The organism is Streptomyces sp. NPDC024017 (assembly GCF_040638895.1).
GTDB lineage: Bacteria > Actinomycetota > Actinomycetes > Streptomycetales > Streptomycetaceae > Streptomyces.
Map to the genome: position 1 here is coordinate 1 of NZ_JBEZYZ010000020.1, position 24613 is coordinate 24613.

A 24613-nucleotide genomic window follows, 5' to 3' on the forward strand; every position below is an offset into this window, starting at 1 on the left:
GGGGTTGCGTGCCGACTGACTGTTCGTTGACGCGCCAACCGCTGCGGGCGGACACCCCCCGACACGGCCCCTTCTCGCCGTGCGCGGGTGCGGGCCCGTGTGCGGGCCCCGTGTACGGGGTTACGTCGCCTTTCGGCGTGCGGCCGCTGCCAGGGTGATCACTGCTCCCGCCACTGCCCATGCCGCCAGGACCAGGAGGGGGCCGGTCATCGCGTTGTTGTCGAAGTAGGCGATGGAGCGCGTGGACCACGTGCCGGCGCCCGGGGGCAGGGCCGGGCCGATGGCCTTCCAGAAGGGTGGGAGGAGGGGCGGGGGGAGGGCGCCGCCCGCGCTGGGGTTGCCGAGGATGACCACCAGCAGGATGACCAGGCCGATGCCGATCGTGCCGAAGACGCCCTGGAGGGCGAGGGTGGCTGCTCCCACGGCGAAGATGATCAGGGTGCCCAGGCCCCAGAGGGCCACGGTGCTGCCCGGCAGGGCGTCCAGGATCGGGCCGGTGATGAGGGCTCCGCCGAGACCGCCGGTGATCGCGACCAGGACCATGACCGCCAGACGGATCGCTGCGCGGGTGGGGTTGGAGGGTTTCGCCCCGGCGCTGATGGCCAGGGCCGCGGCGCCCAGGTAGCCGCCCACGCACCAGCCGATCACCAGGTAGAAGGACGAGAGTCCGTTGGGGTCGTGGGGCGCGGAGGGGATCACGTCGATCGTCCGGATGGTGCGCCGCTCGGACTTCTCCAGGGTGGTGACGAGGGCCGTCAGCGTGGTGGAGAGGACCCTGCCGCCGCCGGAGGCGACCAGGAGGGTGTCGGTGCTGCCCCTGGGGTCGATGATCAGGGCGGCGTCGATGTCGCGGTGGGTGAGCTGGGTCCGGGCCGTGGCCTCGTCGGGCAGGGCGCGGGGGTCCAGGGGGGAGCCGGGAAGGCGTTCCAGCCGGGTGACCGCCTGCTGGGCCGCGGCCTGTGGGGCGACCAGGCCGAAGGGCACGTCCTTGGGCTTCGGGTCGTGCAGCGCTCCCACATAGGAGGCGATGAACAGCAGCTGGAGCGCGATCACGCCGACGATGAGCAGGGTGGCCCGGGGCGTGACGGCGTCTCTCACCTCGGCGAGGAACGAGCTGTGCGGCATGCCTCCACGGTCGGGGGGTGTGCGGTGTTTCCGCAGGTGGGGCGGGGCCGAACGGATGTCGCACATACATTCGAGGTTGGGGGTATGGTGGGGGTGAGGTTACTGGGAACAGATGTTCGAGAGCTGGTGTGGCTCACGAGTGCGGGAGGTGCGTGTGCCGGGGTTCACGCATCTGCACACCGTCTCCGGATTCTCGTTGCGCTATGGAGCCTCGCACCCGGAGCGGCTGGCCGAGCGTGCCTCCGAGCGGGGCATGGACGCCCTGGCGCTGACCGATCGCGACACGCTCGCCGGCGCGGTCCGGTTCTCGAAGGCCTGCCGGAAGGCGGGGGTCCGGCCGCTGTTCGGAGCCGATCTGGCCGTGGCGGCTGCGGAGCCCGGGGCCGGAACCGAGCGGCAGGGGCGGCGCCGGACCCCGGTACGGGGTGGTGCCTTTGTCGACGAGTCGGCTCCTCGCGTGGTCTTCCTCGCCCGGGACGGTGCCCGGGGGTGGGGAGAGCTGTGCCGGCTCGTCTCGGCCGCCCATGAAGGGGAGGGGGCGCCCCTGCTGCCCTGGGAGAGCAATCACGCCGAGGGGCTGACCGTGCTGCTCGGGCCCGCATCGGACGTGGGGCGCGCCCTGGCCGCGGGGCGGCCCGACCGTGCGGCGCGGCTGCTCGTGCCCTGGCGGGACGTCTACGGCGACGACCTGCGACTGGAGGCCGTCTGGCACGGCCGGAACGGCACGGGGCCAGGGTCGCTGCGGCTGGCCGCCCGTACCGTCGGGTTCGCCGCCGAGCAGCGGATCCGGCCCGTGCTCACCAATGCGGTGCGGTACGCCGACCCGGGGCTGGGGCCGGTCGCCGACGTTCTGGACGCCGCCCGGCGGCTGGTGCCCATCGACCCGGCCAAGGGGCTGGACTCCGGTGAGGCCTGGCTCAAGGGCGCCGGGGACATGCTCGGGGCGGCGGAGCGGATCGTGGAGGCCGCGGGGTTCCGGCGGGAGACCGCTCACCGGCTGGTGGGACAGACGGAGGCCACGGCTGCCGAGTGCATGGTCGACCCCGAGGACGATCTCGGGATCGGCACCGTCCACTTTCCCGAGCCGCATCTGGTCGGCGCCGGGCACCGCACCGCCCAGCGGACCCTGGCCTCGCGGGCGGCGGCCGGGATGGTGCTGCGCGGATACGACCGGCGGCGGGAGTACTGGGAGCGGATGCACCACGAGCTGGACATCATCGCCCACCACGGATTCGCCTCCTACTTCCTGACCGTCTCCCAGGTGGTCGAGGACGTGCGGAAGATGGGCGTCCGGGTCGCCGCCCGGGGCTCCGGAGCCGGGTCGCTCGTCAACCATCTGCTCGGTATCGCGCATGCCGATCCGATCGAGCACCGGCTGCTGATGGAGCGGTTCCTGTCGAAGGAGCGGGTCGTGCTGCCCGACATCGACATCGACGTGGAGTCCGCGCGGCGGCTGGAGGTCTACCGCGCGATCATCGACCGGTTCGGCACCGAGCGGGTCGCGACGGTCGCGATGCCGGAGACGTATCGCGTGCGGCATGCGATCCGGGATGTGGGAGCGGCCCTGTCCATGGACCCCGCCGAGATCGACCGCATCGCCAAGTCCTTTCCCCATATCCGGGCACGGGACGCCCGCGCCGCGCTGGAGGAGCTGCCCGAGCTGCGGGCCCTGGCGGGAGAGAAGGAGAAGTACGGGAGGTTGTGGGAGCTGGTCGAGGCACTGGACGCCCTGCCGCGCGGGATGGCCATGCACCCGTGCGGGGTACTGCTGTCCGACGCCTCCCTGCTGGCGCGCACGCCGGTCATGCCGACCAGCGGCGAGGGCTTTCCGATGTCGCAGTTCGACAAGGACGACGTCGAGGACCTCGGGCTGCTGAAGCTCGATGTGCTGGGCGTGCGAATGCAGTCGGCCATGGCGCACGCGGTGGCGGAAGTGGAGCGGGCGACGGGGGCCGGGATCGATCTGGACGGGCTGCCGCCGGGGGATCCGGAGACGTACCGGCTGATCCAGTCCACCGAGACGCTCGGGTGCTTCCAGATCGAGTCGCCCGGGCAGCGGGATCTGGTCGGGCGGCTCCAGCCGGCCACCTTCCACGATCTCGTCGTCGACATCTCGCTGTTCCGGCCCGGGCCGGTCGCCGCCGACATGGTGCGGCCGTTCATCGAGGCACGGCACGGACGGGCGCCGATCCGGTATCCGCACCCGGATCTGGAGGAGCCGCTGAAGGAGACCTACGGGGTCGTCGTCTTCCACGAGCAGATCATCGACATCGTCGACATCATGACCGGCTGCGGGCGCGGCGAGGCCGACCGGGTGCGGCGCGGACTGTCGGACCCGGAGTCGCAGGAGCGCATCAAGGTGTGGTTCGCGCAGCACGCGGCGGCGAACGGCTATGACGCGGAAACGATTCAGCGGACCTGGGAGATCGTCGAGGCCTTCGGGTCGTACGGCTTCTGCAAGGCGCACGCGGTCGCCTTCGCCGTGCCGACGTACCAGTCGGCGTGGCTGAAAACGCATCACCCGGCCGCCTTCTACGCGGGGCTGCTCACGCACGACCCCGGCATGTACCCGAAGCGGCTGCTGCTGGCGGACGCGCGGCGTCGGGGGGTGCCCGTGCTGCCGTTGGATGTGAACACGTCGGGGATCGCACACCGTATCGAACTGGTGTCCGGTAAATGGGGGCTGCGGTTGGCTCTCTCCGATGTGCACGGCATCAGCGGGGCCGAGGCGGCGCGGATCGCCGAGGGGCAGCCGTACGCCTCGCTGGTCGACTTCTGGGAGCGGGGCCGGCCCAGCCGCCCGCTGGCCCAGCGGCTCGCGCAGGTGGGAGCGCTGGACGCGTTCGGCGCCAACCGCCGTGATCTGCAACTGCATCTGACCGAGCTGCACCGGGGTGCCCGGGGCGGGGGCGGTGGCCAGTTGCCGCTGGCCGGGGGACGGAAGACCGCACCGGCCGGGCTGCCCGACCTCACCTCCTCGGAGCGGCTCAGTGCCGAGCTGGGCGTGCTGTCCATGGACGCCTCGCGCAATCTGATGGACGATCACCGGCAGTTCCTCGACGAACTGGGCGTGGTGTCGGCGCGGCGCCTGCGCGAGGCCAGGCACGGGGAGACGGTGCTGGTCGCGGGCGCCAAGGCGGCCACCCAGACGCCACCGATCCGATCCGGCAAGCGCGTCATCTTCTCCACCCTGGACGACGGCACGGGCCTGGTCGACCTCGCCTTCTTCGACGACTCCCACGACGCCTGCGCCCACACCGTCTTCCACTCCTGGCTGCTGCTGGTGCGCGGGGTGGTGCAGCGCCGCGGCCCGCGCAGCCTCAGCGTGGTGGGCGCCGCCGCCTGGAACCTCGCGGACCTGCTGGAAGTGCGCCGGGAGGAAGGGCTGGAGGGGGTCGCGGCCCGGCTGGCCGGCCCCGGCGAAGGCGGTTCCGGCGATGACGGTTCCGGCGGCGACGGCGAGGGGGCCGCGCGGCGGCGGCTCGCCGGGTCGGACGGAGCGCCCGCGCCGACGGGCTCCGCGGCCAAGGATCCGATGGAGCAGCGGAAGATCCGCATGTCCACGGGGTACGAGATGCACCCCTGGGCCGATCTGCGTCCGGCGGGCGAAGGGCCCGCGAACACGAGGAAGTTGTGGCACCAGAGTCCGGGGAGTGCGGGATGACCATCCTCTGCGTACGTTTCCAGCTGCCTCCGACGAGCGAGGCGGATCTGCCCCAGCTGCTCGGGATGCTCGAGGAGTTCACCCCCGTCGTCCAGGCCCTGCCGCCGGACGGGGCGCTGGCCGATCTGCGCGGCGCCGAGCGGTACTTCCGGCGGGACGCCGTCGAGCTGGCCTCGGTGATCCGGGTGCGGTCGCTCGCGCTCCACGGCGTCGACTGTGCGATCGGGGCCGGGCCCGGGCCGATGCTGGCCCGGATGGCGCTGCGCGACGCCGTGCCCGGGGTGACGTGCACGGTGCCCGACGAGCAGGACGCCATCGCGGAGTTCCTCGCGGAGAAGCCCGTCGCCGCGCTGCCCGGTGTGGGCACCGCGACCGCCCGCACGCTGGGCGACTACGGCCTCGACACCCTCGGCCGGGTCGCCGCCGCACCGCTGTCCACGCTGCAGCGGCTGATCGGTGCGAAGGCCGGCCGCGAGCTGCGCGAGAAGGCGAGCGGCATCGACCGCGGCCGTGTCGTACCGAACGCCGTCTCCCGGTCCCTCGCGACGGAACGCCCCTTCGGGCGCGACGAGCTGGACCCGGACCGGCACCGCCGGGCACTGCTGTCGGCCGCCGAGGAGATCGGCGCCCGGCTGCGCGCCCTGGAGAAGGTCTGCCGCACCCTCACCCTCACCGTGCGCTACGCCGACCGGTCCGCCACGACCCGCAGCCGCACCCTGACCGAACCGACCGCGCACTCCCCGGCGCTGACCAGGGCCGCGTACGGCATGTACGAGGCGCTCGGGCTGCAGCGGGCCCGGGTGCGGGCGATCGCCCTGCGCGCCGAGGGGCTCGACCCCGCCGACCAGGCCTCCCACCAGCTGACCTTCGACCCGGTGGACGAGAAGGTCCGCCGTATCGAGGAGGTCGCGGACCGCGCGCGGGCGAAGTTCGGGCCGCGGGCGGTGATGCCCGGGGGGCTAGGGGGTGTCCGCCCGGGAGGGCGGGCGGCGTAGATCCTTCCGTGTGAGGTCAGTTGGCCCACGGCGGCACGATGCGGGTGCCGTCCGCCAGCCGTGCCTCCAGGCCGATCGAGGTGGTGACCCAGGAGTACGCGGTCCGGTCGGTCGGGTTCTCGACGGCCAGGGTGACGCCGGGGTTGATGATCACCGTGTCGCCCGCAGCGATCCGCTCGGTGCGGCCGTCGAGGGTGATCAGCAGTTCGCCGTCGAGCAGATGGAAGATCTCCTCCCGGCTGACCGTGTGCGCGGGCGCCTTGAGGCCGGCCGGGATCTCGCCGCGCCAGGCGCACAGCTCCTTGCTGCCGCTGCTCGGGGTGGCGTACGAGACGAAACGGGCGCCGTGGATCTCGTGGATGACGGCTTCGGACGAGCGGACGATGGGCATGAGGCCTCCAAGTGGTCAAGCAGCTTGACCATATAGTCAAGTAGCTTGACCACTACGTCAAGGGTGTTTCAATGCAGGGGTGCAGAACTCCGAGGCCATGGCCCTGTCCGCCGCCCTGCTCGCCGTCGCCGGCGGGCTCACGCAACGCATCCACGAGGGTGTGATCGCTCGCGGCTTCGAGGGGGTGCGGCCCGCGCACGGGTTCGCCTTCGCCCGGCTCGCCCCGGACGGCGCGACGGTCACCGACCTCGCCGTCCATCTCGGGGTGACCAAGCAGGCCGCGAGCCAGCTCGTCGACGAGATGGTGCGCAAGGGGTACGCCGAGCGGCGGCCGCATCCCGGGGACGCGCGGGCGCGGCTGGTCGTGCTGACCGGGCGGGGCTGGGACTGCACGCGGGCCGCGGAGGAGGCGGCCGCGGAGGCCGTGCGGGAGTGGGGGGACCTGCTGGGGGAGCGGGACGTGCGGTCGCTGGGGGAGCAGTTGTTGCGGATCGCCCCTCACGGGCCCATCCGGCCTGCCTGGTGAGGGAGCGTCAGCCGGAGCCCAGGGCGCCGGTTACGGCTGCAAGTTTTTACTGACGCGTAACTTCCCAGTTCGACTACTCGCTCGTAACTTGACGAGTGAACAGCATCCTCGTGATCCGGATCACAGGGCCTAGTGCCGTCGCACCTCCCTTGAGCCGCAAGGAGATCACCCGATGCTGCCCTGGAAACGAGTGCTCAGACCCCTGGCCGCGCTGCTGCTGACCGCCGCTGCCGTCACCGTCCCCGCCACCACCGCCCAGGCCGCCGGCGCCCCGAGCTCCGGCTGGAACGACTACTCCTGCAAGCCCTCCGCCGCCCATCCCCGACCCGTAGTCCTCGTCCACGGCACCCTCGGGAACTCCGTCGACAACTGGCTGGGCCTCGCCCCCTACCTGAAGGTCCGCGACTACTGCGTCTTCTCCCTCGACTACGGTCAGCTCGAAGGAGTGCCCTTCTTCCACGGCCTCGGACCCGTCGAGAAGTCCGCCGGGCAGCTGAAGGTCTTCGTGGACAAGGTGCTCGCGGCGACCGGTGCCGCCGAGGCCGACGTCGTCGGACACTCGCAGGGCGGCATGATGCCCCGCTACTACCTGAAGTTCCTCGGTGGAGCCGCCAAGGTGAACGCCCTGGTCGGCATCGCGCCCAGCAACCACGGCACCACCCTGAGCGGTTTCACCCACCTGCTGCCGTACTTCCCCGGCGCGGCCGACCTGTTGGCGAAGAACACCCCCGCCCTCGCCGACCAGGTCGCCGGTTCCGCCTTCCTCGCCAAGCTCAACGCGGGCGGCGACACCGTGCCCGGCGTGCGCTACACCGTCATCGCCACCCGCTACGACGAGGTGGTCACGCCGTGGCGCAGCCAGTATCTGAGCGGGCCGGACGTGCGCAACGTCCTGCTCCAGGACCTGTGCCCCGTCGACCTGTCCGAGCACGTGGCCGTCGGGCTGCTGGACCGGGTCGTCTTCCACGAGGTGGCCAACGCCCTTGATCCGGGACGTGCCAGGCCCACCACCTGTGCTTCGGCGTTCGACTGACACGTGTCAGCGAAACGATTCGGGGCCTGTCCGGCCTGAGCCGCCGGACAGGCCCCGGGTCATGGGGCGGTGGTGGACCGGGTCAACGGCCGTGACGCACCGGGCCGTTCTTCACCGGACCAGGGGTCACCGGCCGTCGCGCCCGCCGCTCACCGTCCGGCGCCGGGCCGACATCAACAGGGCCGACGAGCCGAGCGCCAGGGTGGCCGCGCCGCCGATCGCGAGGTACGTGGTGCTGCTGTCGCCGCCGGTCTCGGCGAGGTTCCCGGTGGCACCGGCCGCCTCGGGCCGGTTGGGAGCGGGTGCGGCGGCCTTCGGCCGGTCCGGCGTGCTTTCCTGCGGGGCCGCGGCCGGCTCCGCCGAGGTGCTGGGGTCGTCGTCGCCGTGCCCGTGGTGCTCGACCGTCGACTTGTCGTTGCCCTCCTCGATCTGCTCCTTGGTGGGAGCGGAGGCGGAGGGGGCCGGGGCGGTGCCGCCCGCCGTGCCGCCCCCGCCGCCGAAGCTGACGTCCGAGCAGGAGTAGAACGCCTCCGGGCTGTCCGACCGCTGCCAGACCGCGTACAGCAGGTGCTTGCCGGACCGCTGGGGCAGGGTGCCGGAGAAGGTGTAGAAACCGCCGGTCGCAGCCGGGTCGGTGGACGTCGCGACCGGGTTCGCGAGATCCAGGTCCTTCCAGGCGAGCGGCTTGACCGGGTCGTAGCCGGGCTTGGTGATGTACACCTTGAAGGTGCCCTTGTGCGGGGCCGTCACGCGGTACTTGAAGGTGTGCGAGCCGCTGCTCACGCCGGTCGCCGGCCAGTCGGCACGGGCCAGGTCGAGGCCCTTGAACTCCTCGCTGCCGGCGCTGCACAGCTTGCCGTCCGGTATGAGCTGCTGGTGCCGGCCGCCCGCGTCGCCGATGCGGATGCCGTTCCAGTCGTACAGGGCCTGGGTGCCTCCCGCCGCGACCGCCGCCTTGCACGCGGCCGACTTCGGGCTCTCGGGGCCTTCGGCGTAGCACTGCGAGACCCGGCTGACCGGGTCGCCCATCGAACCGTGCGCGACGGCCGGGGCGGCGGTCAGCGCGGTCAGGGCGAGCGGAAGGCTGCCGAGGGCGGCGACGGTGGCTGCCTTGCGGCGTGCGGGCATGCGGGAACTCCTCGAAACGGTTCATGGGGCAGGTCCGGGCCGACTGGGCCGGATCCCGTGGGGTGGTCCGAAGCTAGCCCCTGAGAACCGTGAAATCGCCTGCTGAGGGCGGGTGGAGGAGATCCTTATGGCCCGCTTAAGGGAGTGTTCGGACTGGCATCAGGTAGGTACCGTCGCGGCATGGCAGACGAGGAGATCCGGCCGGCCGGTGCCGCCGACGTACCGGTCGTCGCGGACGTGATCGACGCGGCCTTCCGCCCCTACATCGAGCGCATCGGGCAGGTGCCGCAGCCCATGGAGGAGGACCACGCGGCGAACGTGGCCGCGGGCAAGGTGTTCGTGACGGGAGAGCCCGTGACCGGGCTCGTCGTGGTCGAGGCGTTCGAGGACCATCTCTTCCTCGACATCATCGCCGTCCACCCCACCGCGCACGGCAGGGGAGTGGGACGGCGGCTGCTCCGGTTCGTGGACGCACACGCGCGTGCGCTCGGCCTGCCCGAGGTCAGGCTCTACACGAACGCGCTGATGTGGGAGAACCGGAAGATCTATCCGAGATACGGCTACGAACTGGTGGAACGCCGTGTGGACGGGCCCTACGACCGCGTGCACTACCGCAAGCGGCTGCTCTGACACCCGCGGCGGCCGTTCCTGCGCGTCTCATGACCGGCACCAGCCGTTCAGGCGTCCGGCCACCAGATGCGTGCGATGTCCTTGCGCACCTCAGGGCGGCCCGCGGGGCACTCGTCGGCCTCTTCGCGGATCCGGCGGCGGACATCCGTCTTCTTCAGGGGCTTCTGCACGGTCACACGGCGCATGGCTGCCTCCTTAAGGGTCTACCGGGTTCCGCGTTCTCACGGAGGTAGACCTTTCGGGGGAGAGTTACTCATCGCTCCTGGTCTGTCAGTGGCGGCAGTCACGATTCGAGTGTCAGTGGCGGGTGTCACTCTTGGGCCATGACGAACGTGGACTGGGACGCCGAGGCCGCCTCCTTCGACGAGGAGCCGGACCACGGCCTGCGCGATCCCGAGGTGCGCCGCGCCTGGGCCGGGCGCCTGCGCGGCTGGCTGCCCGGACGGGCGGGAGACGTCCTCGACCTCGGGTGCGGCACCGGCAGCCTGTCACTCCTCGCGTCCGAGCAGGGGCACCGGGTGACGGGCGTGGACCTCTCCCCGGCGATGGTGACGCTCGCCAGGGAGAAACTCGCCGGGCGTGACGCGGTGTTCCTCGTCGGTGACGCCGCGGCGCCCCCGGTCGGGGAGCAGCGCTTCGACGCCGTGCTCGTCCGGCATGTCCTGTGGGCCCTGCCCGACCCCGGCCGCGCCCTCAGACACTGGTGCGGGCTGCTGCGGCCGGGCGGGCGGCTCGTGCTCGTCGAGGGCATGTGGGGGAGCGCCGAGCCGGTCGGCATACCCGCCGAGCGGCTCACCGGCCTGCTCGCCCCGATCGCCGGGCGGGTGCGCGTGGAGCGGCTCTCGGACGACCCGCTGCTGTGGGGCAAGGCGGTGACGGACGAGCGGTACGCGGTCCTCGCGCAGGCCGGGGCGTCAGGCCAGGAGCGCGGTGAAGCCGTCGCCGCGGGCCAGTGACTCCAGCTCGTCGAGCGCCGCCAGCGCGGCGGACGCCGCCTCCGGGTCCGACTCGCCGAGGCCGCTCGCGGCGAACTCGTCCTCGTCGAGGCGCCGTACGTCCGTGCCGTCCGCGGAGCGCCACAGGTCCAGGTCGAGATCCTCCACGACCAGCTCCGGACCGGAGCGCCGCGCGGGGCGGGTGACGTCGCAGTACCAGCCCTTCAGCGCGCCCGTGGCGGAGCGGACCTCCTTCACGGCGTACCAGCGGTCGCGCCAGTAGTACTCGGTGAAGACGTCCCCGGGCTCGAAGCGGACGAAGCCGAAGTCGCGGACGCCGGAGCCCGCCCACGGCGCGCGGACCGCGACGCGCGTGCCGTCGTCCGTCAGCAGCTCTCCGGTGTAACGGATCTTCGTACGGCCCGCCTTGACGAGCACGACCTCCAGCTGCGGGGGCAGGTCAGCCGAGTTCGCGGACATGACGCACTTCCTTCGCACAGATCTCGTAGCCGAACCACTTGTTGATGGCGATCATCGGCTCGTTGCCGGTGTCGTTGCCGGTGAACGCCTCCGTGTACCCCGCGGCGCGGGCGCGATGCAGGGAGTCGTTCTTGGCGAGCTTCGCCAGGCCCCGGCCGCGGAACGCGCGGGAGGTGCCGGTCATGGCGGTGCCGTAGCGGGAGTCGCCGTCGGTGTACGCCACGCTGAAGGCGGCGGGGCGGCCGTCGACGACCGCGACCGTGGTCAGGTCGAGGTTCAGGAGGGGGTGCTTCCAGTTCTCCTCGATCCAGGCCTCGTAGTCCGTGAACTCGACGTCGATGTCGCTCGGTTCGTCGGACGAGGTCTCCGCGTCCAGTTCGAACATGGGGCGCGGGTCGTCCGCGAAGTCGGCGGCCGTGCGCAGCTCGACGCCCGCCGGGAGGTCCTGGCGGGGCGGCAGGGTGCCGGTCGCCAGGTCCAGGCGCAGGAACCAGGCGGAACGGCTGGCCCGGAAGCCGTGCCGCTCGGCGAAGGCGAGGTTGTCCGGCTCGTCCAGCACCCAGGTGAACAGCTTGGTGACACCCAGACGTCCCAGGCGCTCCTCGGCGGTGCGCAGCAGGAGCGAACCGGCGCCGCGACCCCGGTGGCCCGGGCGCACGTAGATGTTGGCGGAGCCCTGGCCGGGCTCGGCGCTGTCGTGGGCCACGCTGACCTGGGCCGTGCCGATGATCTCGCCGTCCTCCTCGGCGACGAGCTGCCCGAAGTGGGCGTCCGGGTGGGCGTGCGTCAGGGTGTGCACCACGGACTCGGGTGTGGACAGCATGTAGGGGAGGGCGAGGCGGCGGGTGTCGGAGAACCCCTCGGCGTCGGCTCGGACGTCGGGTCGCAGGTCGCGCACGATCACGGTCATGGTGGCGCACGCTACGCGTGGACCCGTCCGGGGTGCCTCTCATTTTCCGCCCGGTGCGCGACAATCGGCCTGTGACCTTGAAGATCGACATCGACGACAGTGCCGCGCCCTACGAGCAGGTGCGGGCGCGGATCTCCGAGCAGGCGCGGTCGGGTGCGCTTCCGGTGGGGTACCGGCTGCCGACCGTGCGGGGGCTGGCCGAGTCGCTGGGGCTCGCCGCGAACACGGTCGCCAAGGCGTACCGGGCGCTGGAGGCGGACGGGGTGATCGAGACGCGGGGCCGCAACGGCACGTTCGTGGCCGCCGCCGGCTCGGCGGCGGACCGCGAGCTGGCCTCGGCCGCGCAGGCCTATGCGGAGCGGGCCAGGAGGCTCGGGCTGGGCGAGGACGCCGCGCACGCCGCGGTCCGGGACGCCCTGCGGGCGGCCTACGGGGAGTAGGGCCTGCTAGCCGGTCTGCTGCGCCAGTCGCTCAGGTGTCCGTGTGATCTCCAGCCCCGCCGATCTCCCCGCCCGTGCGAACGCCATCGCGTCCTCCACCGCCGCGCCGCCCGGGTCGTTGTTGAAGTACGCGTAGACGTCCTCGCCGTCCGGCCAGGTCGTGGCGATGCGGTCGAGCCAGGTGGCGAGGGAGCGGCGGCCGTAGTGGGGCCAGGGCCGGGCGCGGCCCTGGTGGAAGCGGACGTAGCCCCAGTCGGCGGTGCGCCACAGGGGCGTCGCGGGGCGGGCCAGGATGTCGGCCCAGCACAGGGCGGCGCGCCGGGACTCCAGGACGCGGCGGACCTCGGGCGTCCACCAGGAGTCGTGGCGCGGCTCGACCGCGACCCGGGTCGAGGCCGGGAAGCAGGCCAGACAGGCGTCCAGCAGGCCCGGGTCGGCGCGCAGGGTGGGCGGGAGCTGGAGCAGGACCGGGCCGAGGCGGTCGCCGAGGCCCGCCGCGTGGCTCATCAGGCGGTGCACCGGCTCCTCGGGGTCCTTGAGCCGCTTGATGTGGGTCAGATAGCGGCTCGCCTTGACGGCGACGACGAAGTCCCCGGGCACCCGCCCCCGCCAGCCCTCGAAGGTCTCCTGCGCCGGCAGCCGGTAGAAGGCGTTGTTGATCTCGACGGTGGCGAAGTGCCGCGTGTACTCCTCCAGCCAGAGCCGCATCGGCAGCCCGGACGGGTACAGGACGTCCCGCCAGTCCTTGTACTGCCACCCGGACGTGCCGACGAACAGGGTCATACACCCATCAAAACACCGGTGAGCGTGGAGCTCCTACAGATACAGGCCCGCGTCGACGCCCCCGCGCGGCTCCGGCAGGGCCGTCGGGGAGGTGCCCCGGCGCAGGGCGTACAGCTCCGCCAGCGTCGCGCCCTCGCGGCCGACGCCGTCCTCCTGGCCCAGCCAGTTCACCGCCTCGCGGCGGGTCAGCGGACCGACCTCGATCCGGGCGAGGCAGCGGCCGGGCCGGACCACGGCGGGGTGCAGGCGCTCCAGGTCCTCGTTGGTCGTGACGCCGACCAGGACGTTGCGGCCCTGGCCGAGCAGTCCGTCCGTCAGATTCAGCAGCCTCGACAGCGCCTGGCCCGCCGTGTGCTTCGCCTCGCCGCGGATCAGCTCGTCGCAGTCCTCCAGGAGCAGCAGCCGCCAGCGGCCCTTGCCCGTCGCGTCCTCCTCGCCGATGGCGATGTCCATGAGGTAGCCGACGTCGGAGAAGAGCCGCTCGGGGTCCAGGACGCAGTCCACCTGGCACCAGTCGCGCCAGGAACGGGCCAGCGTCCGCAGCGCCGACGTCTTGCCGGTTCCCGGCGGGCCGTGCAGCAGCAGGAGACGGCCCGCGATGTCCTCGGGGGTCGTCTTCATCAGGCGGTCCATGGCGTCCGCCACCGGCGCGGTGTAGTTGGGCCGGACCTCGTCCCAGGTGCCCGCCGCGATCTGGCGGGTGGTGCGGTGCGGGCCGCGGCGCGGGGAGACGTACCAGAAGCCCATCGTGACGTTCTCCGGCTGCGGTTCGGGTTCGTCCGCCGCGCCGTCCGTGGCCTGGTCGAGGACCTTCTTCGCGAGCTCCTCGCTGGTCGCCGTCACCGTGACGTCGGCGCCCCGGTTCCAGCGGGAGACCAGCAGCGTCCAGCCGTCGCCCTCGGCGAGGGTCGCGCTGCGGTCGTCGTCCCGGGCGACGCGCAGCACCCGGGCACCGGACGGCATCAGCGTCGCCCCGGACCGCACCCGGTCGATGTTCACCGCGTGGGAGTACGGCTGCTCGCCCGTCGCGAAGCGGCCGAGGAACAGCGCGTCGACGACGTCGGACGGGGAGTCGGAGTCGTCGACGTTGAGCCGGATCGGCAGCGCCTCGTGCGGGTTTCCAGACATGCCGCCATGATCCGGCACGGGGACGCCGCGTGCACCCGGTTTCCAGGTGCACGCGGCATGTTGCCCCGGTGCAGGTCAGCCCCCGGAGCGGGAGAGCAGCCTGCGTGCCTGCCGGGCCCTGCGGACCACGGCGTACCCCTTGGTCAGAGCACGGTCCCCGGCGAACGTACGGGCGATCGCGCGGCCTTCGACCACCCGCTCGAACTCCTCGACACCCGTGCTGCGGCGCACCGTCACCCGCCGCAGCGCGTACGGCCCCTGCGCGCGGCGCGCGAGGCCGTTGCCGACGGCGAGGGCCTGGGCGTAGCCCGTCTCGCGCACCGTCTGCCGGACCCGGCGGCTGGAGTAGCCGTAGGGGTAGGCGAACGAGGCCGGGAAGGTGCCCAGTTGGTCCCCGATGATCTCCTTGCAGTGGATCAGCTCGAACCGCAGGGTGGCGTCGGAGATCTGGTCGAGCTGCGGGTGACTGTGACTGTGCCCGCCGATCTCGACGCCGCCCGCCGCGAGTTCGCGGACCTGGTCCCAGTCCAGCATGGTGTCCAGGCCGCCCCCGGTGTCGTACGGCCCCCTGAGCCACCCGGTCGAGACGAACAGGGTGGCCGGGAAGCCGTGCTTGGCGAGCGCGGGGAGGGCGTGCCGGTGCACGCCCTCGTAACCGTCGTCGAAGGTGATGAGGACCGGCCGCTCCGGCAGCGCGCGGCCGGAGCGCCAGCACGACGCCAGTTCTGCCGTGGTGACCGGCCTGAGGCCCCGGTCCGCGAGCACCGCCATCTGCTCGGCGAACGCCTCCGGGGTGACCGACAGGGCGCGGGTCGCCTCGTTCGGGTCGGTCGCGACCGCGTGGTACATGAGGATCGGTACGCGGTCGTCGCTCACGGAGTCGCCCCTTCCCTCGCCGCTCCCTCGGCCGCCACGGGCGGAGCCGCCGCCGGCGCGGGCACCGAGAACGTGGTTCCGCCCCGGCGCGCCCGGACGCTGCCGACGACGTAACCGCCCGCCGCCGTCAGCACCCCCGCCACGATCGCGCCGGCCCGTCCCGCACCTCCGGGCCGGGCCAGCAGGGCGTCCCGCAGACCCCGGGCCACCCCGGCCGGCAGGACCCGGGTGGCGTACCGGCGTTCCGACTCCAGGCCCTTCTCGGCGCCGACGCTCCGGGCCACCAGGGCCTTGGACAGGCCCTCGGCGTAGGTGCGGGTGCGGAAGTAGCGGAAGTGCTCGCGGATCTCGGGCACCCGGTGGTGGATCACCGCCCGGTCGTCGATGAGCAGCACCGCGTCGGGCCGGGCGCGGCTGAGGCGGATGCACAGTTCCGTCTCCTCGCAGCCCAGCGGGCGTTTGTCGCCGTCCCGGCCGATGCCGGTGGCGAAGCCGCCCGCCGCGTCGAAGGCGCTGCGGCGGAACGAGGCGTTGCCGCCGAGCACGTTGCGCACCCGGACCAGGCCGCGCGGCAGGCCCAGATATGTGCAGCCCACCACCCAGTCGAACTCCTCCGGGAACCAGTCGGGCCGCCGCCCCGACGCCCAGACCGGCACCGTACGCCCGCCGACCGCCATCACCCGCGGGTCGGCGTACGCCTCGGCGAAGTGCCGCAGCCAGTCGCGCTCGGCCACGGCGTCGTCGTCGAGGAAGGCCACGACCTCGCCGCGCGCGGCGGCGATGCCGGTGTTGCGGCCGGCGGACAGGCCGCGGGGGCCCGCGTTGGCGAGCACCCGCACCACAGCGCCGTCGGAGGACTCCTTGTACTCCTTGGCCAGACGCTCCCGGAGCGTCTCGTTGTGATCGACGACCAGCAGCGTCTCCAGGGCCGGCCGCGACTGCGCGTGGACCGAGGAGACCGCGGCGAGGATGTCCTCCCAGCGGTCCTCGGTGTACGCGCAGATCACGACGGAGATGCCGGGACCGCTCAAGACACCTCTCCCCGCATCGCGTCCAGCATCGGCGACTGGGGCGAACGGCGGCGCAGGGCGCGGCGGTTGGAGCGCTCCTGGAGGATCACCCTCAGGACGCGCAGCCCGTCCCGCACGGCCCGCAGGTTGCTGGTTCCGTGGATGCGCAGGTATTCGTGGCTCGGGATCTCCTGCACCTTGAGCCCGGCCTTGACGACCCGGATGTTCATCAGCGTCTCGACCTCGAAGCCGGTGCAGTCGAGGTCGATCTTGTCGAGGCAGTGCCGCCAGAACGCGTTGTAGCCGTAGCACAGGTCGGTGTAGCGGGCTCCGAACTTGCGGTTGACGACCGTGCACAGCGCCCAGTTGCCGAGCTTGCGGATGAAGGTCATGTCGTCGGTGCCGCCGCCGTTGGCGAAGCGGGAGCCCTTGGCGAAGTCCGCGCCGGAGACCAGGGCGGAGACGTACGACAGGATCTCCCCGCCGTCCGCCGAGCCGTCCGCGTCGACCATCACGATGATGTCGCCGGTGCAGGCCTGGAACCCGGTGATCAGGGCGTCGCCCTTGCCCTTGCCGCGCTGCTCGACGACCTTCACCTCGGGCCACAGCTCGCGGGCCACCTCGACGGTGTTGTCGGTGGAGTTGCCGTCGACCAGGACCACTTCGTGGATCCAGTCGGGCAGGGACTTGAAGACGTACGGAAGGTTCTCCGCCTCGTTCATGGCCGGGATGACCACGCTCACCGGCGGCGCTATGGCCAGGTGCGAGGAGACGGGCCGGTACTTTCCGGCGGTCGGCGGATACGGGTCCGTCGCGGCCGGCTGCAGAACTGAGCTCATGAGTCTGGTCCCTCTCGTCCGGTGGACCGCCCCCCCAGGGCAGTCCGGATCCAGTCCGGTTCGAAAGGGGGGTTCTCACCCGTGGCACGCCGAGATGGAGCTTCGGGCACGCCGGGTGAGCTGGCAAAGCTGGTCGGCGGCGAAAAACGGCAGCCGACCGCGCGGCACGGCCCGGAGACAGTTGCGATCACCGAGCACGGCACCCCCCTACCGCGCCCCGCGCCGGTACGTCGCGGTCCTTGAGCCCTCCCCTAGAGCCGCGTACTGACGGACCGATGCGGGTGAGATGTATGACGGTATTGACGATTGAACCCGTATGGCAAGACCTGGAACGGCCTCTCACGTTTTTGTTGGTTTGTTCGTTGCGAGAGACATCTTGTGCGACGCAAGTTGCGAGTTCCCTTCGCATAAACATGCGTTCCCCGGAGGCGATCAGGGCCTCCGGGGAACGTGTGTTCAGGTGCCGGTGCGGGCGTCGGTCACTGCACGATCTGCAGCAGCCGGTTCGGCGAGCCCGAACCCGCGCTGGTGACCTTGCCGGTGACGGCGCCGTTCACCAGGGCCGTGGCCACCTGGGCCGGGGTGGAGGAGGTGTGGCCCGCCAGGTAGACCGCCGCCGCGCCCGCGACGTGCGGGGTCGCCATCGAGGTGCCGGAGATGGTGTTGGTGGCGGTGTCGCCGGTGTGCCAGCCGGCCGTGATGGAGGAGCCGGGCGCGAAGATGTCCAGGACGGAGCCGTAGTTGGAGTAGCTCGCCTTGGCGTCGGTGCTGGTGGTGGCCCCGACCGTGATCGCCTCGGCGACCCGGGCCGGCGACGAGGAGGAGGCGGTGGTGCTGCTGTTGCCCGCGGCGACGGCGTAGGTGACGCCGCTGGCTATGGAGTTGCGGACCGCCGTGTCCAGGGTCGCGGAGGCGCCGCCGCCCAGCGACATGTTGGCGACCGAGGGGCCGGAGTGGTTCCGCGTCACCCAGTCGATGCCCGCGATCACGCCGGCCGTGGTGCCGGAGCCGCTGTTGTTCAGCACCCGCACGCCCACGACCTTCGCCTTCTTGGCGACGCCGTAGGTCGAGCCCGCGATCGTGGTGGCCACATGGGTGCCGTGGCCGTTGCCGTCGGAGGCGGTGGTGTCGCCGTCGACGGCGTCGTAGCCGTAGGAAGCACGGCCGCTGATCTGCTGGTGGGTGATGCGGACACCGGTGTCGATCACATAGACCGTCACACCGCTGCCCGCGCTGTCCGGGTAGGTGTAGGTGCCGGAGAGCGGGAGCGAGGCCTGGTCGATGCGGTCCAGGCCCCAGGGGGCGCTGGTCTGGGTGGCGGCGAGCGTGACGCGCTGGTTCTGCTCGACGGAGGCCACCGCCGGGTCGGCGGCGAGCTGCCGGGCCTCGGTCGCGGAGAGGGTGGCGGAGTAGCCGTTCAGCGCCTTGCCGAACGTCTTCTCGACCGAGCCGCCGTACTCCTTCACGAGCTCCTTGCCCGCGGCCGAGGACGCCTTCAGGCCCGCGCTCTTCTTGAGCGTGACGAGGTAGCTGTCCTTGATCGCGGTCGGGGAGTCCGCGGCGAGCACCCGGCCCTCGGCGGGTGCGGCCTGGGCGGGAAGGGCAGTGAGCCCGCCCACGAGGGCGGCGGTCGCCAGCGAGGTGAGTGCGGCGAACCCGAGTCTCTTGCTACGCAGTTGTGCCATTACGAGGGAGTCCTCCTCTAGGCGGCGCACGCCTGGGTGGGGCGCGCGCTCTGTGGGGGATGTGCGCGTGCTCGCGCACACGGGCCAGGGAGCGTCGCGTTCCGCTCTCGGCCGGAGTAAAGCGTCGGCCAACTACCGGCGTAGAACAAGGGAGTTGAGCATCAGTCAACAAATTTGTCATGCACGCGCAACAACAGGAGGTGGGCGTGTAACACAACCCGCTGTGAACAAGCCGGGCGCATTCACGAAAGGCCGAAAAGGCTTGGCATGGACACTTCCTGTCAACACGCGTAGCTGCTACGACGGTTGTGGCAGAGATCCTGCTAAAGGGAGGTTCCATGAGACGTTCCCGATTTGTCGTCCTCGTGAGCTCGCTCCTCCTCGCCGTCGGCACCGCCCTCACCGGGGCAGCGACGGCGCAGGCGTCCTCACTCGCCGCAACCGGCGGCTATGTGGCGCTCGGTGACTCCTACTCCTCCGGAGTCGGAGCCGGCAGCTACATCAGCTCCAGCGGCGACTGCAAGCGCAGCACCAAGGCCTACCCCTACCTCTGGGCCGCCGCCCACTCACCCTCGACCTTCGACTTCACGGCCTGCTCGGGCGCCCGAACGGGTGATGTTCTGGCGAGTCAGCTCGCCCCGCTCAGCGCCTCCACCGCCCTCGTCTCGATCAGCGTCGGCGGCAACGACGCCGGATTCGCCGACGTCATGACGACCTGTGTGACCCAGTCGGACAGCGCCTGCGTCTCCCGCATCAACACCGCCCGGGCGTACGTCGACTCCACGCTGCCCGGCAAGCTCGACAGCGTGTACTCGGCCATCCGCTCCAAGGCCCCCACCGCCCGGGTCGTCGTCCTCGGCTACCCCCGCTTCTACAAGCTCGGCGCCACCTGCCTCGGTCTGTCCGAGACCAAGCGCAAGGCCATCAACGACGCCTCAGACCACCTCAACACCGCCCTCGCCAAGCGCGCCGCGAACCACGGCTTCGCCTTCGGCGACGTACGCACCACCTTCACCGGCCACGAGATCTGCTCCGGCGACTCCTGGCTGCACAGCGTCAGCTGGCTCAACATCGGCGACTCGTACCACCCGAAGGCACCCGGCCAGTCGGGCGGCTATCTGCCCGTGCTCAACGCCAACGACTGACCGCTCAGCCGGAGTCCGAGTCCGAGTCCGAGTCCGAATTCGAGCCCGAGCCCGGGTCCGGGTCCGGGTCCGTACCGGAAGGAGAAGGGGAGACCCCGTCCGTCGGGGTCTCCGTCTCGCACGTCACCGAGAACGGCACCGACTCGGACGTCGTCCGCACCGGCTCCCGCACCTCGACGCCGATCTCGTTCTCGAACGTCCCGGACTCCGCCTCGGTCGTCACCCGCACCGAATCCTGCTTCGCACGGCCGCCGCCGTCGGGGAACGACAGTGTCTTCCAGCCCCCGTCGAGCACCTGGCCGTCCTGCGTCACCCAGCGGTAACTCACCTCGGCCGGCAGCCGCCCCACCGTGAGCGTCGCCGTGAACTCGGGCGCCTGAGCGTTCGGCGGCGGACACGTGCCCGAGTAGTCCGTGCGCCGGCCCTCCAGGGCGACCCGCACCGACTGCGGCGGCGGAGTGCTCTCCTTCGTCCTGCTCGGGGACGGCGACGGGCTGGACTTCTCGGTCCCGGTGTTCCGCGGCGGGCTCTTGGTCGCGGTGGGCGTACTGTCCCCGGCCCCCTGGTCGTTGCCGCCCGAGCCGTCGCCGTTGTTCAGCAGCGCGTACGTCAGCCCGCCCACCGCGAGCGCCAGCGCGATCACGCCCGCGACCAGCACCCGTCCGGCCCTGCGGTCCCCGTCCCGGCCCGTGGCCGTCGTGGTCGCGGTCGGACCGGACGCCGCCGACCGGCCCGGGAACGGCATCGGGGGCGTGGGAGCGGGCGCGGGGTGGCCCGCGACCGTCGGAGGGAACGGAACCGCCCGCGTGGTGTCCGCCCGCGGCGCGCCGCCGGCGGCGACGACCCGCAGATCCTCCTCGGCACGCTCGGGCGGCAGCCGCTGCTCGGGATCCTTGCGCAGCAGCCCCTCGATCACCGGGGCGAGCGGACCGGCCCGGTACGGCGGCGGCAGCTCCTCGTCGACGATCGCCCGCAGCGTGCTCAGCGGGGTGTCGTGACGGAAGGGGGAGTGGCCCTCGACCGCCGCGTAGAGCAGCACCCCGAGCGACCACAGGTCCGACTCCGGGCCCGGCCTACGGCCGAGCGCCCGCTCCGGGGCGAGGAACTCGGGCGAGCCGATGACCTCCCCGGTCATGGTCAGCGCGGAGCTGCCCTCGACCATGGCGATGCCGAAGTCGGTGAGCACGATCCGGCCGTCGTTCGAGATCAGCACGTTGGCCGGCTTCACGTCGCGGTGCAGTACCCCGGCCTCGTGGGCGGACCGCAGCGCGGCCAGCACCTCGGCGCCGATGTGCGCGGCACGCTGCGGTGTCATCGGGCCCTCGGCGTCCAGGACCTCCGCCAGGGAGAGGCCGCGGACGAGTTCCATGACGATCCACGGCCGGCCGTCGTCCGTCGCCACGTCGTACACCGTCACCACGTTGCGGTTGGAGACCCGGGCCGCCGCCCACGCCTCCCGCTCCAGCCGCGCGTACATCCGCTGCACGTCGTCGCCCGCCAGTCCGGCCGGGGCGCGCACCTCCTTGACGGCGACCTCGCGGTGCAGCACCTCGTCGCGGGCGCGCCACACCGTCCCCATGCCGCCCTCGCCGAGCGGTGCCAGGAGCCGGTAGCGGCCCGCGATCACACGCTCATGGCCCGGTTCTTCGAACACGGCGCCCCCATTCGCAGCCGGGCGAAATCTCCATGGGGTGTGTTTTCCCCATGAGGTCGGTTTTCCTCACGACGTCCGCTTTTCTCCTGACGTCCGATGTCTGTCGAACGTAACTCAGCCGAGTGCGGATGCCGCCCCCTTGAACACCAGTCCGGCCCCGAGAACCACCACGGCGAAGGCCGAGCCGAGCGGGGCGGTCCGGCGCACCAGGGCCGCCATCGGGCCCGCCGTCCAGCGGGGGCGCCGGTCCAGGAGCCGGGTCATGCCGCTGCCCGCCTTGACGACGGCGTACCCGGCGGCCGTGAGGGTGAGCGCCAGGCCGACGCCGTAGGCGACGACGAGCAGCAGGCCGAACCAGGCCTGCCCCAGTGCGGCGGCGCCGACCAGCACCACCACGGCGGACGGACTGGGCACGAGCCCGCCCGCGAAGCCCATGAGGATCGTGCCGCGCAGGGTGGGGGCGACGGCGTGGCTGTGGGTGAAACCGCCGTGGGTGTGCTCGATCGCGTGGGGGTGACCGTGATCGTGATCGTGGGTGTGGTCGTGCGGGTGGTCGTGATCGTGATCGTGGGTGTGCGCGTGGTCGTGATCGTGGTCGTGGGTGTGGCCGTCGTGGGTGTGGGTGTGGCTGCCGTGGTCGTGATGAGGGCCGTGCGGGTGGGTGTGCGCGCGGTGGCGCAGGGCGCGTCGGACCAGGCTTGCGCCCGCCAGGGTCACCAGGATGCCGCTGGCGACACCGAGCCAGGCGATCACCGAGGGCGCCGCCGCCGAGCCGGCCGTGACCAGCAGACCCAGGGCGACCACGCCCAAGGTGTGCGTGACGGTCACCGAGGCGGCCATGGGCAGGACGTCCTTCATCCGGGCCTGGCCGCCCCGGGCCGCCGCCGTCGCGGCCATGATGGTCTTGCCGTGGCCCGGGGCGAGCGCGTGCATCGCACCCAGGACGACGGCGATGAGGAGGGCCAGCGCGGCGAAGCCGGCGGTGAGGTCCTGCCGGGCCACCAGGTCGTCCAGGGCACGTGTCCAGCGGTCCGCGCCGCGCGGGAGCACGGAGGCCGCGGGGGCGTCCGAGTCCCCCTCGGCCAGGGCCGCGCCGCCGGGGCGCACCCGCAGGGCGGCCGACGCGGTGTCGGCCGGGGAGGACAGCAACTCCTCGGGATAGCTGGTCAGTTCGGCCGATATCGACTTCTCCGGCACGTCCGAGGCAGCGAGCGTCATACGGTCGCCCCGTGCCGTGATCTCCCGCCAGCCCGGGCCGCTGGAGGCGCCCGCACCGCGGAAGCCGAGGGCCAGGGTCTTCTCGCCCGACGGGAGAGGAGCGGTCAGCTCGCACTCCACACGGAGGGTGTCGAGCCCCGCCTGCCCGGGCCGCACGCGCGCGCGGCTGCGCTCGGCAGTGAGGGCGACCCCGCGTCCGTCGACGGTCGCCTGGCTGTCCTCGGCGGCCGTGGCGCACCGCTCCCGGGCCCACATGGCGATGCCCAGCCGCTCGATGTCCGGCGCCGCCTGGGTCGCTGGGATCTCGGCGAGGTCCTCGACGTGGTGGACCCGCAGTTCGCCGGGGGCGGCGACCAGGCCGTCGTAGCGGTTGACGGTGAAGTTGCCCAGCGGGTGGGCGCTCGCCGTGGCGGCGGGCAGCAGGGTGAGCGCGCAGGCGGCCGTGAGGACGGCGGCGCCGGACGCGAACAGCCGGCGCAGGGTCACCGGTTCCCCTCCAGGTCCTTGAGTGCGGTACGGGCCTCGCGCGCGCCCAGGGGCGAGAAGCCGGGGTTCAGGTCCAGCGCGGCCTTCAGATGCGCGCGGGCCCCGCGCTCGTCGCCGGTGGCGCGCTCGATGACACCGCGGTGGTAGAGGAAGACGGCGTTGCGGTAACCGGTGGCGGTCGCCCGGCGGGCGTACGGCAGGGCTTCCTCGTCACGGCCGTTGACGTGCAGGGCCCAGGCGAGGGCGTCGGCGGTGTGCACGCTGTGGCGGCGGTCCCACTCGGCGCGGGCTGCGCGCAGGGCCTCCTTCTCGTCGCCGTGATCGGCGGCGGCCATGGCCGAGTCGAGGTCGGCGTTGACGCCGCCGGCGCGGGCGAGGGCCGTCCAGGCGTCGACGAGGGCGTACTGGTCGCCGGCCTTCGCCCGGTCGCCGTCGGCACCGCGGTCCTCGTACAGCTCGCCGAGGGCGACGAGCGGGCCGGGCAGCGGGAACCGGGCGACGACCTGCTCCAGCCCCTTCACGGCGGCCGCCCGGTCACCGCTCGCGGCCTGGGCGCGGGCGCGGCCCTCCAGGGCGGGCAGGTACTCGTCGTCGGCGGCGAGGGCACGGGCGTAGTGGCCGAGGGCCGTCTTGTACTCACCCTGGTTCCAGGCGAGTTGCCCGAGGGCGGTGGCGACGTACGCGACGTCCGCGGGCGCGCCGGCCGAGCTCAGGGCGCGCTCCAGCACCTCACGCGCCGTGCGGACGTCGCCGCGCAGCTCGTGCACGTACGCGTACCGCGTGAAGACGGGCACACCGGGGCGCCTGTCGTCGGCGGTCCCGGCGGCCTCGGCCGCGTCGTCGTACCGGCCGAGTTCGACGAGGGCGTCGATACGGGTGCACAGGGCGCGTTCGTTGTAGGGGTTCTGCTTCAGGGCCCGGTCGGCGTGGGCCAGGGCGCCGGGGAAGTCGTGGCGGGCGGCGGCGAGGGCGGCCTGCCCGGCCAGGGCCTGGTCGTTGCCGGGCTCCAGTCCGAGGGACCGCTTCAGGGCGCGCTCGGCCTGCGGGTACCGGGAGGGGTCGCCCTTCGTCCGGGCCTGCTCGACGTAGGCGACCCCGAGGGTGGCCCAACTGCCGAAGTCCCTCGGCTGGGCCCGGAGATGCTTCTGCAGGGACGCGATCCCCGCGTCGAGATCCCCCCGGGCGAGATCGCCGGGCGACAACGCCCCGGGCGCCGACACGGCATCGACACCGGCCCCGCGGTCCTGCACGCCCCCGACCGCGATGGCCCCACCGGTCACCGCGACCGCCAGCAGCACGGCACACCCGGCCAGATGCAGGGTCCGCCACCGACGTCCCCCGTCGGCGGCCCGCCGCACGGCGGCGACCCGTTGGCCGGCGCCGGGCTCAGCCGAACCACCGTCCCGCTCCCCGGCGATCTCGGGCTCCGGGTGCTCCGGGTCCGTCGACGGCGCTCGGTCGTCGTCGCGCCTGGCCGGTGTGCTGTCGGTCGTACGCGGAGGCATGACCTCTCCTCGATCGGGATGTGCTGG

General features: G+C 72.4%; 23 protein-coding genes. 8 read left to right on the forward strand and 15 right to left on the reverse strand.

What is annotated here, in order from left to right; genetic code table 11:
* Window positions 1-120 precede the first annotated feature (120 nt).
* Complete coding sequence (locus tag AB0G20_RS36545; RefSeq protein ID WP_361310391.1) at window positions 121-1125, reverse strand: DUF3533 domain-containing protein; 1005 nt, start codon at window positions 1123-1125, stop codon at window positions 121-123.
* A gap of 154 nt (window positions 1126-1279) precedes the next feature.
* On the opposite strand from AB0G20_RS36545, the gene AB0G20_RS36550 reads away from it, so the two are divergent.
* Together AB0G20_RS36550 and AB0G20_RS36555 are read left to right on the forward strand one after the other, a co-directional pair.
* On the forward strand, window positions 1280-4789 hold the full coding sequence (locus AB0G20_RS36550; protein WP_361310394.1) for a DNA polymerase III subunit alpha: 3510 nt from the start codon (window positions 1280-1282) through the stop codon (window positions 4787-4789).
* Window positions 4786-5784, forward strand: a complete 999-nt coding sequence (locus AB0G20_RS36555) for a hypothetical protein (RefSeq protein ID WP_361310397.1) — start codon at window positions 4786-4788, stop codon at window positions 5782-5784. Before AB0G20_RS36550 ends, AB0G20_RS36555 begins: the two co-directional genes overlap by 4 nt.
* Window positions 5785-5800: 16 nt before the next feature.
* On the opposite strand, the gene AB0G20_RS36560 is transcribed toward AB0G20_RS36555, so the two are convergent.
* Window positions 5801-6175: a cupin domain-containing protein gene (locus AB0G20_RS36560; RefSeq protein ID WP_361310399.1), complete on the reverse strand. Its 375-nt coding sequence runs from the start codon at window positions 6173-6175 to the stop codon at window positions 5801-5803.
* A gap of 79 nt (window positions 6176-6254) precedes the next feature.
* Between AB0G20_RS36560 and AB0G20_RS36565 the strand changes: the two genes are divergently transcribed.
* Window positions 6255-6701: a MarR family winged helix-turn-helix transcriptional regulator gene (locus tag AB0G20_RS36565; protein ID WP_361310402.1), complete on the forward strand. Its 447-nt coding sequence runs from the start codon at window positions 6255-6257 to the stop codon at window positions 6699-6701.
* Between the two features lie 172 nt (window positions 6702-6873).
* Window positions 6874-7734 carry an alpha/beta fold hydrolase gene (locus AB0G20_RS36570; RefSeq protein ID WP_361310404.1) on the forward strand — a complete coding sequence of 287 codons (861 nt, stop codon included), beginning with the start codon at window positions 6874-6876 and terminating at the stop codon, window positions 7732-7734.
* A 126-nt stretch (window positions 7735-7860) separates the two neighbouring features.
* Here the strand turns inward: AB0G20_RS36570 and AB0G20_RS36575 are convergent, their stop codons facing one another.
* Complete coding sequence (locus AB0G20_RS36575) at window positions 7861-8862, reverse strand: lytic polysaccharide monooxygenase (RefSeq protein WP_361310407.1); 1002 nt, start codon at window positions 8860-8862, stop codon at window positions 7861-7863.
* A 180-nt stretch (window positions 8863-9042) separates the two neighbouring features.
* Here AB0G20_RS36575 and AB0G20_RS36580 point away from each other — a divergent pair, with 180 nt between their 5' ends.
* Window positions 9043-9492: a GNAT family N-acetyltransferase gene (locus AB0G20_RS36580; protein WP_361310409.1), complete on the forward strand. Its 450-nt coding sequence runs from the start codon at window positions 9043-9045 to the stop codon at window positions 9490-9492.
* 47 nt (window positions 9493-9539) lie between these two features.
* Here the strand turns inward: AB0G20_RS36580 and AB0G20_RS36585 are convergent, their stop codons facing one another.
* On the reverse strand, window positions 9540-9677 hold the full coding sequence (locus AB0G20_RS36585) for a hypothetical protein (RefSeq protein ID WP_361310411.1): 138 nt from the start codon (window positions 9675-9677) through the stop codon (window positions 9540-9542).
* Between the two features lie 138 nt (window positions 9678-9815).
* On the opposite strand from AB0G20_RS36585, the gene AB0G20_RS36590 reads away from it, so the two are divergent.
* Complete coding sequence (locus AB0G20_RS36590; RefSeq protein WP_361310414.1) at window positions 9816-10448, forward strand: class I SAM-dependent methyltransferase; 633 nt, start codon at window positions 9816-9818, stop codon at window positions 10446-10448.
* Here the strand turns inward: AB0G20_RS36590 and AB0G20_RS36595 are convergent.
* Window positions 10407-10907 carry a DUF402 domain-containing protein gene (locus AB0G20_RS36595; protein WP_248507598.1) on the reverse strand — a complete coding sequence of 167 codons (501 nt, stop codon included), beginning with the start codon at window positions 10905-10907 and terminating at the stop codon, window positions 10407-10409. The two genes, AB0G20_RS36590 and AB0G20_RS36595, sit on opposite strands and share 42 nt — an antisense overlap.
* Entirely contained in the window at window positions 10888-11817 is a 930-nt protein-coding gene (locus AB0G20_RS36600; protein ID WP_361310417.1) for a GNAT family N-acetyltransferase, read from the reverse strand. Before AB0G20_RS36600 ends, AB0G20_RS36595 begins: the two co-directional genes overlap by 20 nt.
* A gap of 71 nt (window positions 11818-11888) precedes the next feature.
* Here AB0G20_RS36600 and AB0G20_RS36605 point away from each other — a divergent pair, with 71 nt between their 5' ends.
* Entirely contained in the window at window positions 11889-12257 is a 369-nt protein-coding gene (locus AB0G20_RS36605; RefSeq protein WP_361310420.1) for a GntR family transcriptional regulator, read from the forward strand.
* Between the two features lie 6 nt (window positions 12258-12263).
* Here AB0G20_RS36605 and AB0G20_RS36610 read toward each other — a convergent pair whose 3' ends face one another.
* The 6 genes from AB0G20_RS36610 to AB0G20_RS36635 form a co-directional block, all read right to left on the reverse strand.
* Entirely contained in the window at window positions 12264-13040 is a 777-nt protein-coding gene (locus AB0G20_RS36610; protein WP_361310423.1) for a DUF72 domain-containing protein, read from the reverse strand.
* Between the two features lie 33 nt (window positions 13041-13073).
* Window positions 13074-14168, reverse strand: a complete 1095-nt coding sequence (locus AB0G20_RS36615; RefSeq protein WP_361310425.1) for a DUF5925 domain-containing protein — start codon at window positions 14166-14168, stop codon at window positions 13074-13076.
* 75 nt (window positions 14169-14243) lie between these two features.
* Window positions 14244-15017: a polysaccharide deacetylase family protein gene (locus AB0G20_RS36620; RefSeq protein WP_361310582.1), complete on the reverse strand. Its 774-nt coding sequence runs from the start codon at window positions 15015-15017 to the stop codon at window positions 14244-14246.
* A 23-nt stretch (window positions 15018-15040) separates the two neighbouring features.
* Entirely contained in the window at window positions 15041-16075 is a 1035-nt protein-coding gene (locus tag AB0G20_RS36625; protein WP_361310428.1) for a glycosyltransferase family 2 protein, read from the reverse strand.
* Complete coding sequence (locus AB0G20_RS36630; RefSeq protein WP_361310431.1) at window positions 16072-16893, reverse strand: glycosyltransferase family 2 protein; 822 nt, start codon at window positions 16891-16893, stop codon at window positions 16072-16074. The genes AB0G20_RS36625 and AB0G20_RS36630 overlap by 4 nt, the downstream gene beginning before the upstream one ends.
* A 479-nt stretch (window positions 16894-17372) precedes the next feature.
* A complete protein-coding gene (locus AB0G20_RS36635) occupies window positions 17373-18578 on the reverse strand; it encodes a S8 family peptidase (protein WP_361310433.1) in 1206 nt (401 codons plus the stop codon).
* Window positions 18579-18916: 338 nt separating this feature from the next.
* Here AB0G20_RS36635 and AB0G20_RS36640 point away from each other — a divergent pair, with 338 nt between their 5' ends.
* The gene (locus tag AB0G20_RS36640; protein WP_361310436.1) at window positions 18917-19723 is read left to right on the forward strand and encodes an SGNH/GDSL hydrolase family protein; all 807 of its coding nucleotides are present in this window, start codon (window positions 18917-18919) and stop codon (window positions 19721-19723) included.
* 4 nt (window positions 19724-19727) lie between these two features.
* Here the strand turns inward: AB0G20_RS36640 and AB0G20_RS36645 are convergent, their stop codons facing one another.
* The 3 genes from AB0G20_RS36645 to AB0G20_RS36655 form a co-directional block, all read right to left on the reverse strand.
* Entirely contained in the window at window positions 19728-21377 is a 1650-nt protein-coding gene (locus AB0G20_RS36645) for a serine/threonine-protein kinase (protein ID WP_361310439.1), read from the reverse strand.
* A 114-nt stretch (window positions 21378-21491) separates the two neighbouring features.
* Window positions 21492-23081 (reverse strand): nickel transporter, encoded by a 1590-nt coding sequence (locus tag AB0G20_RS36650; RefSeq protein WP_361310442.1) that lies wholly within the window; start codon window positions 23079-23081, stop codon window positions 21492-21494.
* Complete coding sequence (locus tag AB0G20_RS36655) at window positions 23078-24586, reverse strand: tetratricopeptide repeat protein (RefSeq protein WP_361310446.1); 1509 nt, start codon at window positions 24584-24586, stop codon at window positions 23078-23080. The genes AB0G20_RS36650 and AB0G20_RS36655 overlap by 4 nt, the downstream gene beginning before the upstream one ends.
* Between the last annotated feature and the right edge of the window lie 27 nt (window positions 24587-24613).

Bases quoted from the DNA above. Each gene is read 5' to 3' on its own strand.
- AB0G20_RS36545 (WP_361310391.1), bottom strand. From the start codon at position 1,125: ATGCCGCACAGCTCGTTCCTCGCCGAGGTGAGAGACGCCGTCACGCCC.
- AB0G20_RS36555 (WP_361310397.1), top strand. From the start codon at position 4,786: ATGACCATCCTCTGCGTACGTTTCCAGCTGCCTCCGACGAGCGAGGCG.
- AB0G20_RS36560 (WP_361310399.1), bottom strand. From the start codon at position 6,175: ATGCCCATCGTCCGCTCGTCCGAAGCCGTCATCCACGAGATCCACGGC.
- AB0G20_RS36570 (WP_361310404.1), top strand. From the start codon at position 6,874: ATGCTGCCCTGGAAACGAGTGCTCAGACCCCTGGCCGCGCTGCTGCTG.
- AB0G20_RS36575 (WP_361310407.1), bottom strand. From the start codon at position 8,862: ATGCCCGCACGCCGCAAGGCAGCCACCGTCGCCGCCCTCGGCAGCCTT.
- AB0G20_RS36580 (WP_361310409.1), top strand. From the start codon at position 9,043: ATGGCAGACGAGGAGATCCGGCCGGCCGGTGCCGCCGACGTACCGGTC.
- AB0G20_RS36585 (WP_361310411.1), bottom strand. From the start codon at position 9,677: ATGCGCCGTGTGACCGTGCAGAAGCCCCTGAAGAAGACGGATGTCCGC.
- AB0G20_RS36590 (WP_361310414.1), top strand. From the start codon at position 9,816: ATGACGAACGTGGACTGGGACGCCGAGGCCGCCTCCTTCGACGAGGAG.
- AB0G20_RS36595 (WP_248507598.1), bottom strand. From the start codon at position 10,907: ATGTCCGCGAACTCGGCTGACCTGCCCCCGCAGCTGGAGGTCGTGCTC.
- AB0G20_RS36600 (WP_361310417.1), bottom strand. From the start codon at position 11,817: ATGACCGTGATCGTGCGCGACCTGCGACCCGACGTCCGAGCCGACGCC.
- AB0G20_RS36610 (WP_361310423.1), bottom strand. From the start codon at position 13,040: ATGACCCTGTTCGTCGGCACGTCCGGGTGGCAGTACAAGGACTGGCGG.
- AB0G20_RS36615 (WP_361310425.1), bottom strand. From the start codon at position 14,168: ATGTCTGGAAACCCGCACGAGGCGCTGCCGATCCGGCTCAACGTCGAC.
- AB0G20_RS36620 (WP_361310582.1), bottom strand. From the start codon at position 15,017: ATGTACCACGCGGTCGCGACCGACCCGAACGAGGCGACCCGCGCCCTG.
- AB0G20_RS36630 (WP_361310431.1), bottom strand. From the start codon at position 16,893: ATGAGCTCAGTTCTGCAGCCGGCCGCGACGGACCCGTATCCGCCGACC.
- AB0G20_RS36635 (WP_361310433.1), bottom strand. From the start codon at position 18,578: ATGGCACAACTGCGTAGCAAGAGACTCGGGTTCGCCGCACTCACCTCG.
- AB0G20_RS36640 (WP_361310436.1), top strand. From the start codon at position 18,917: ATGAGACGTTCCCGATTTGTCGTCCTCGTGAGCTCGCTCCTCCTCGCC.
- AB0G20_RS36655 (WP_361310446.1), bottom strand. From the start codon at position 24,586: ATGCCTCCGCGTACGACCGACAGCACACCGGCCAGGCGCGACGACGAC.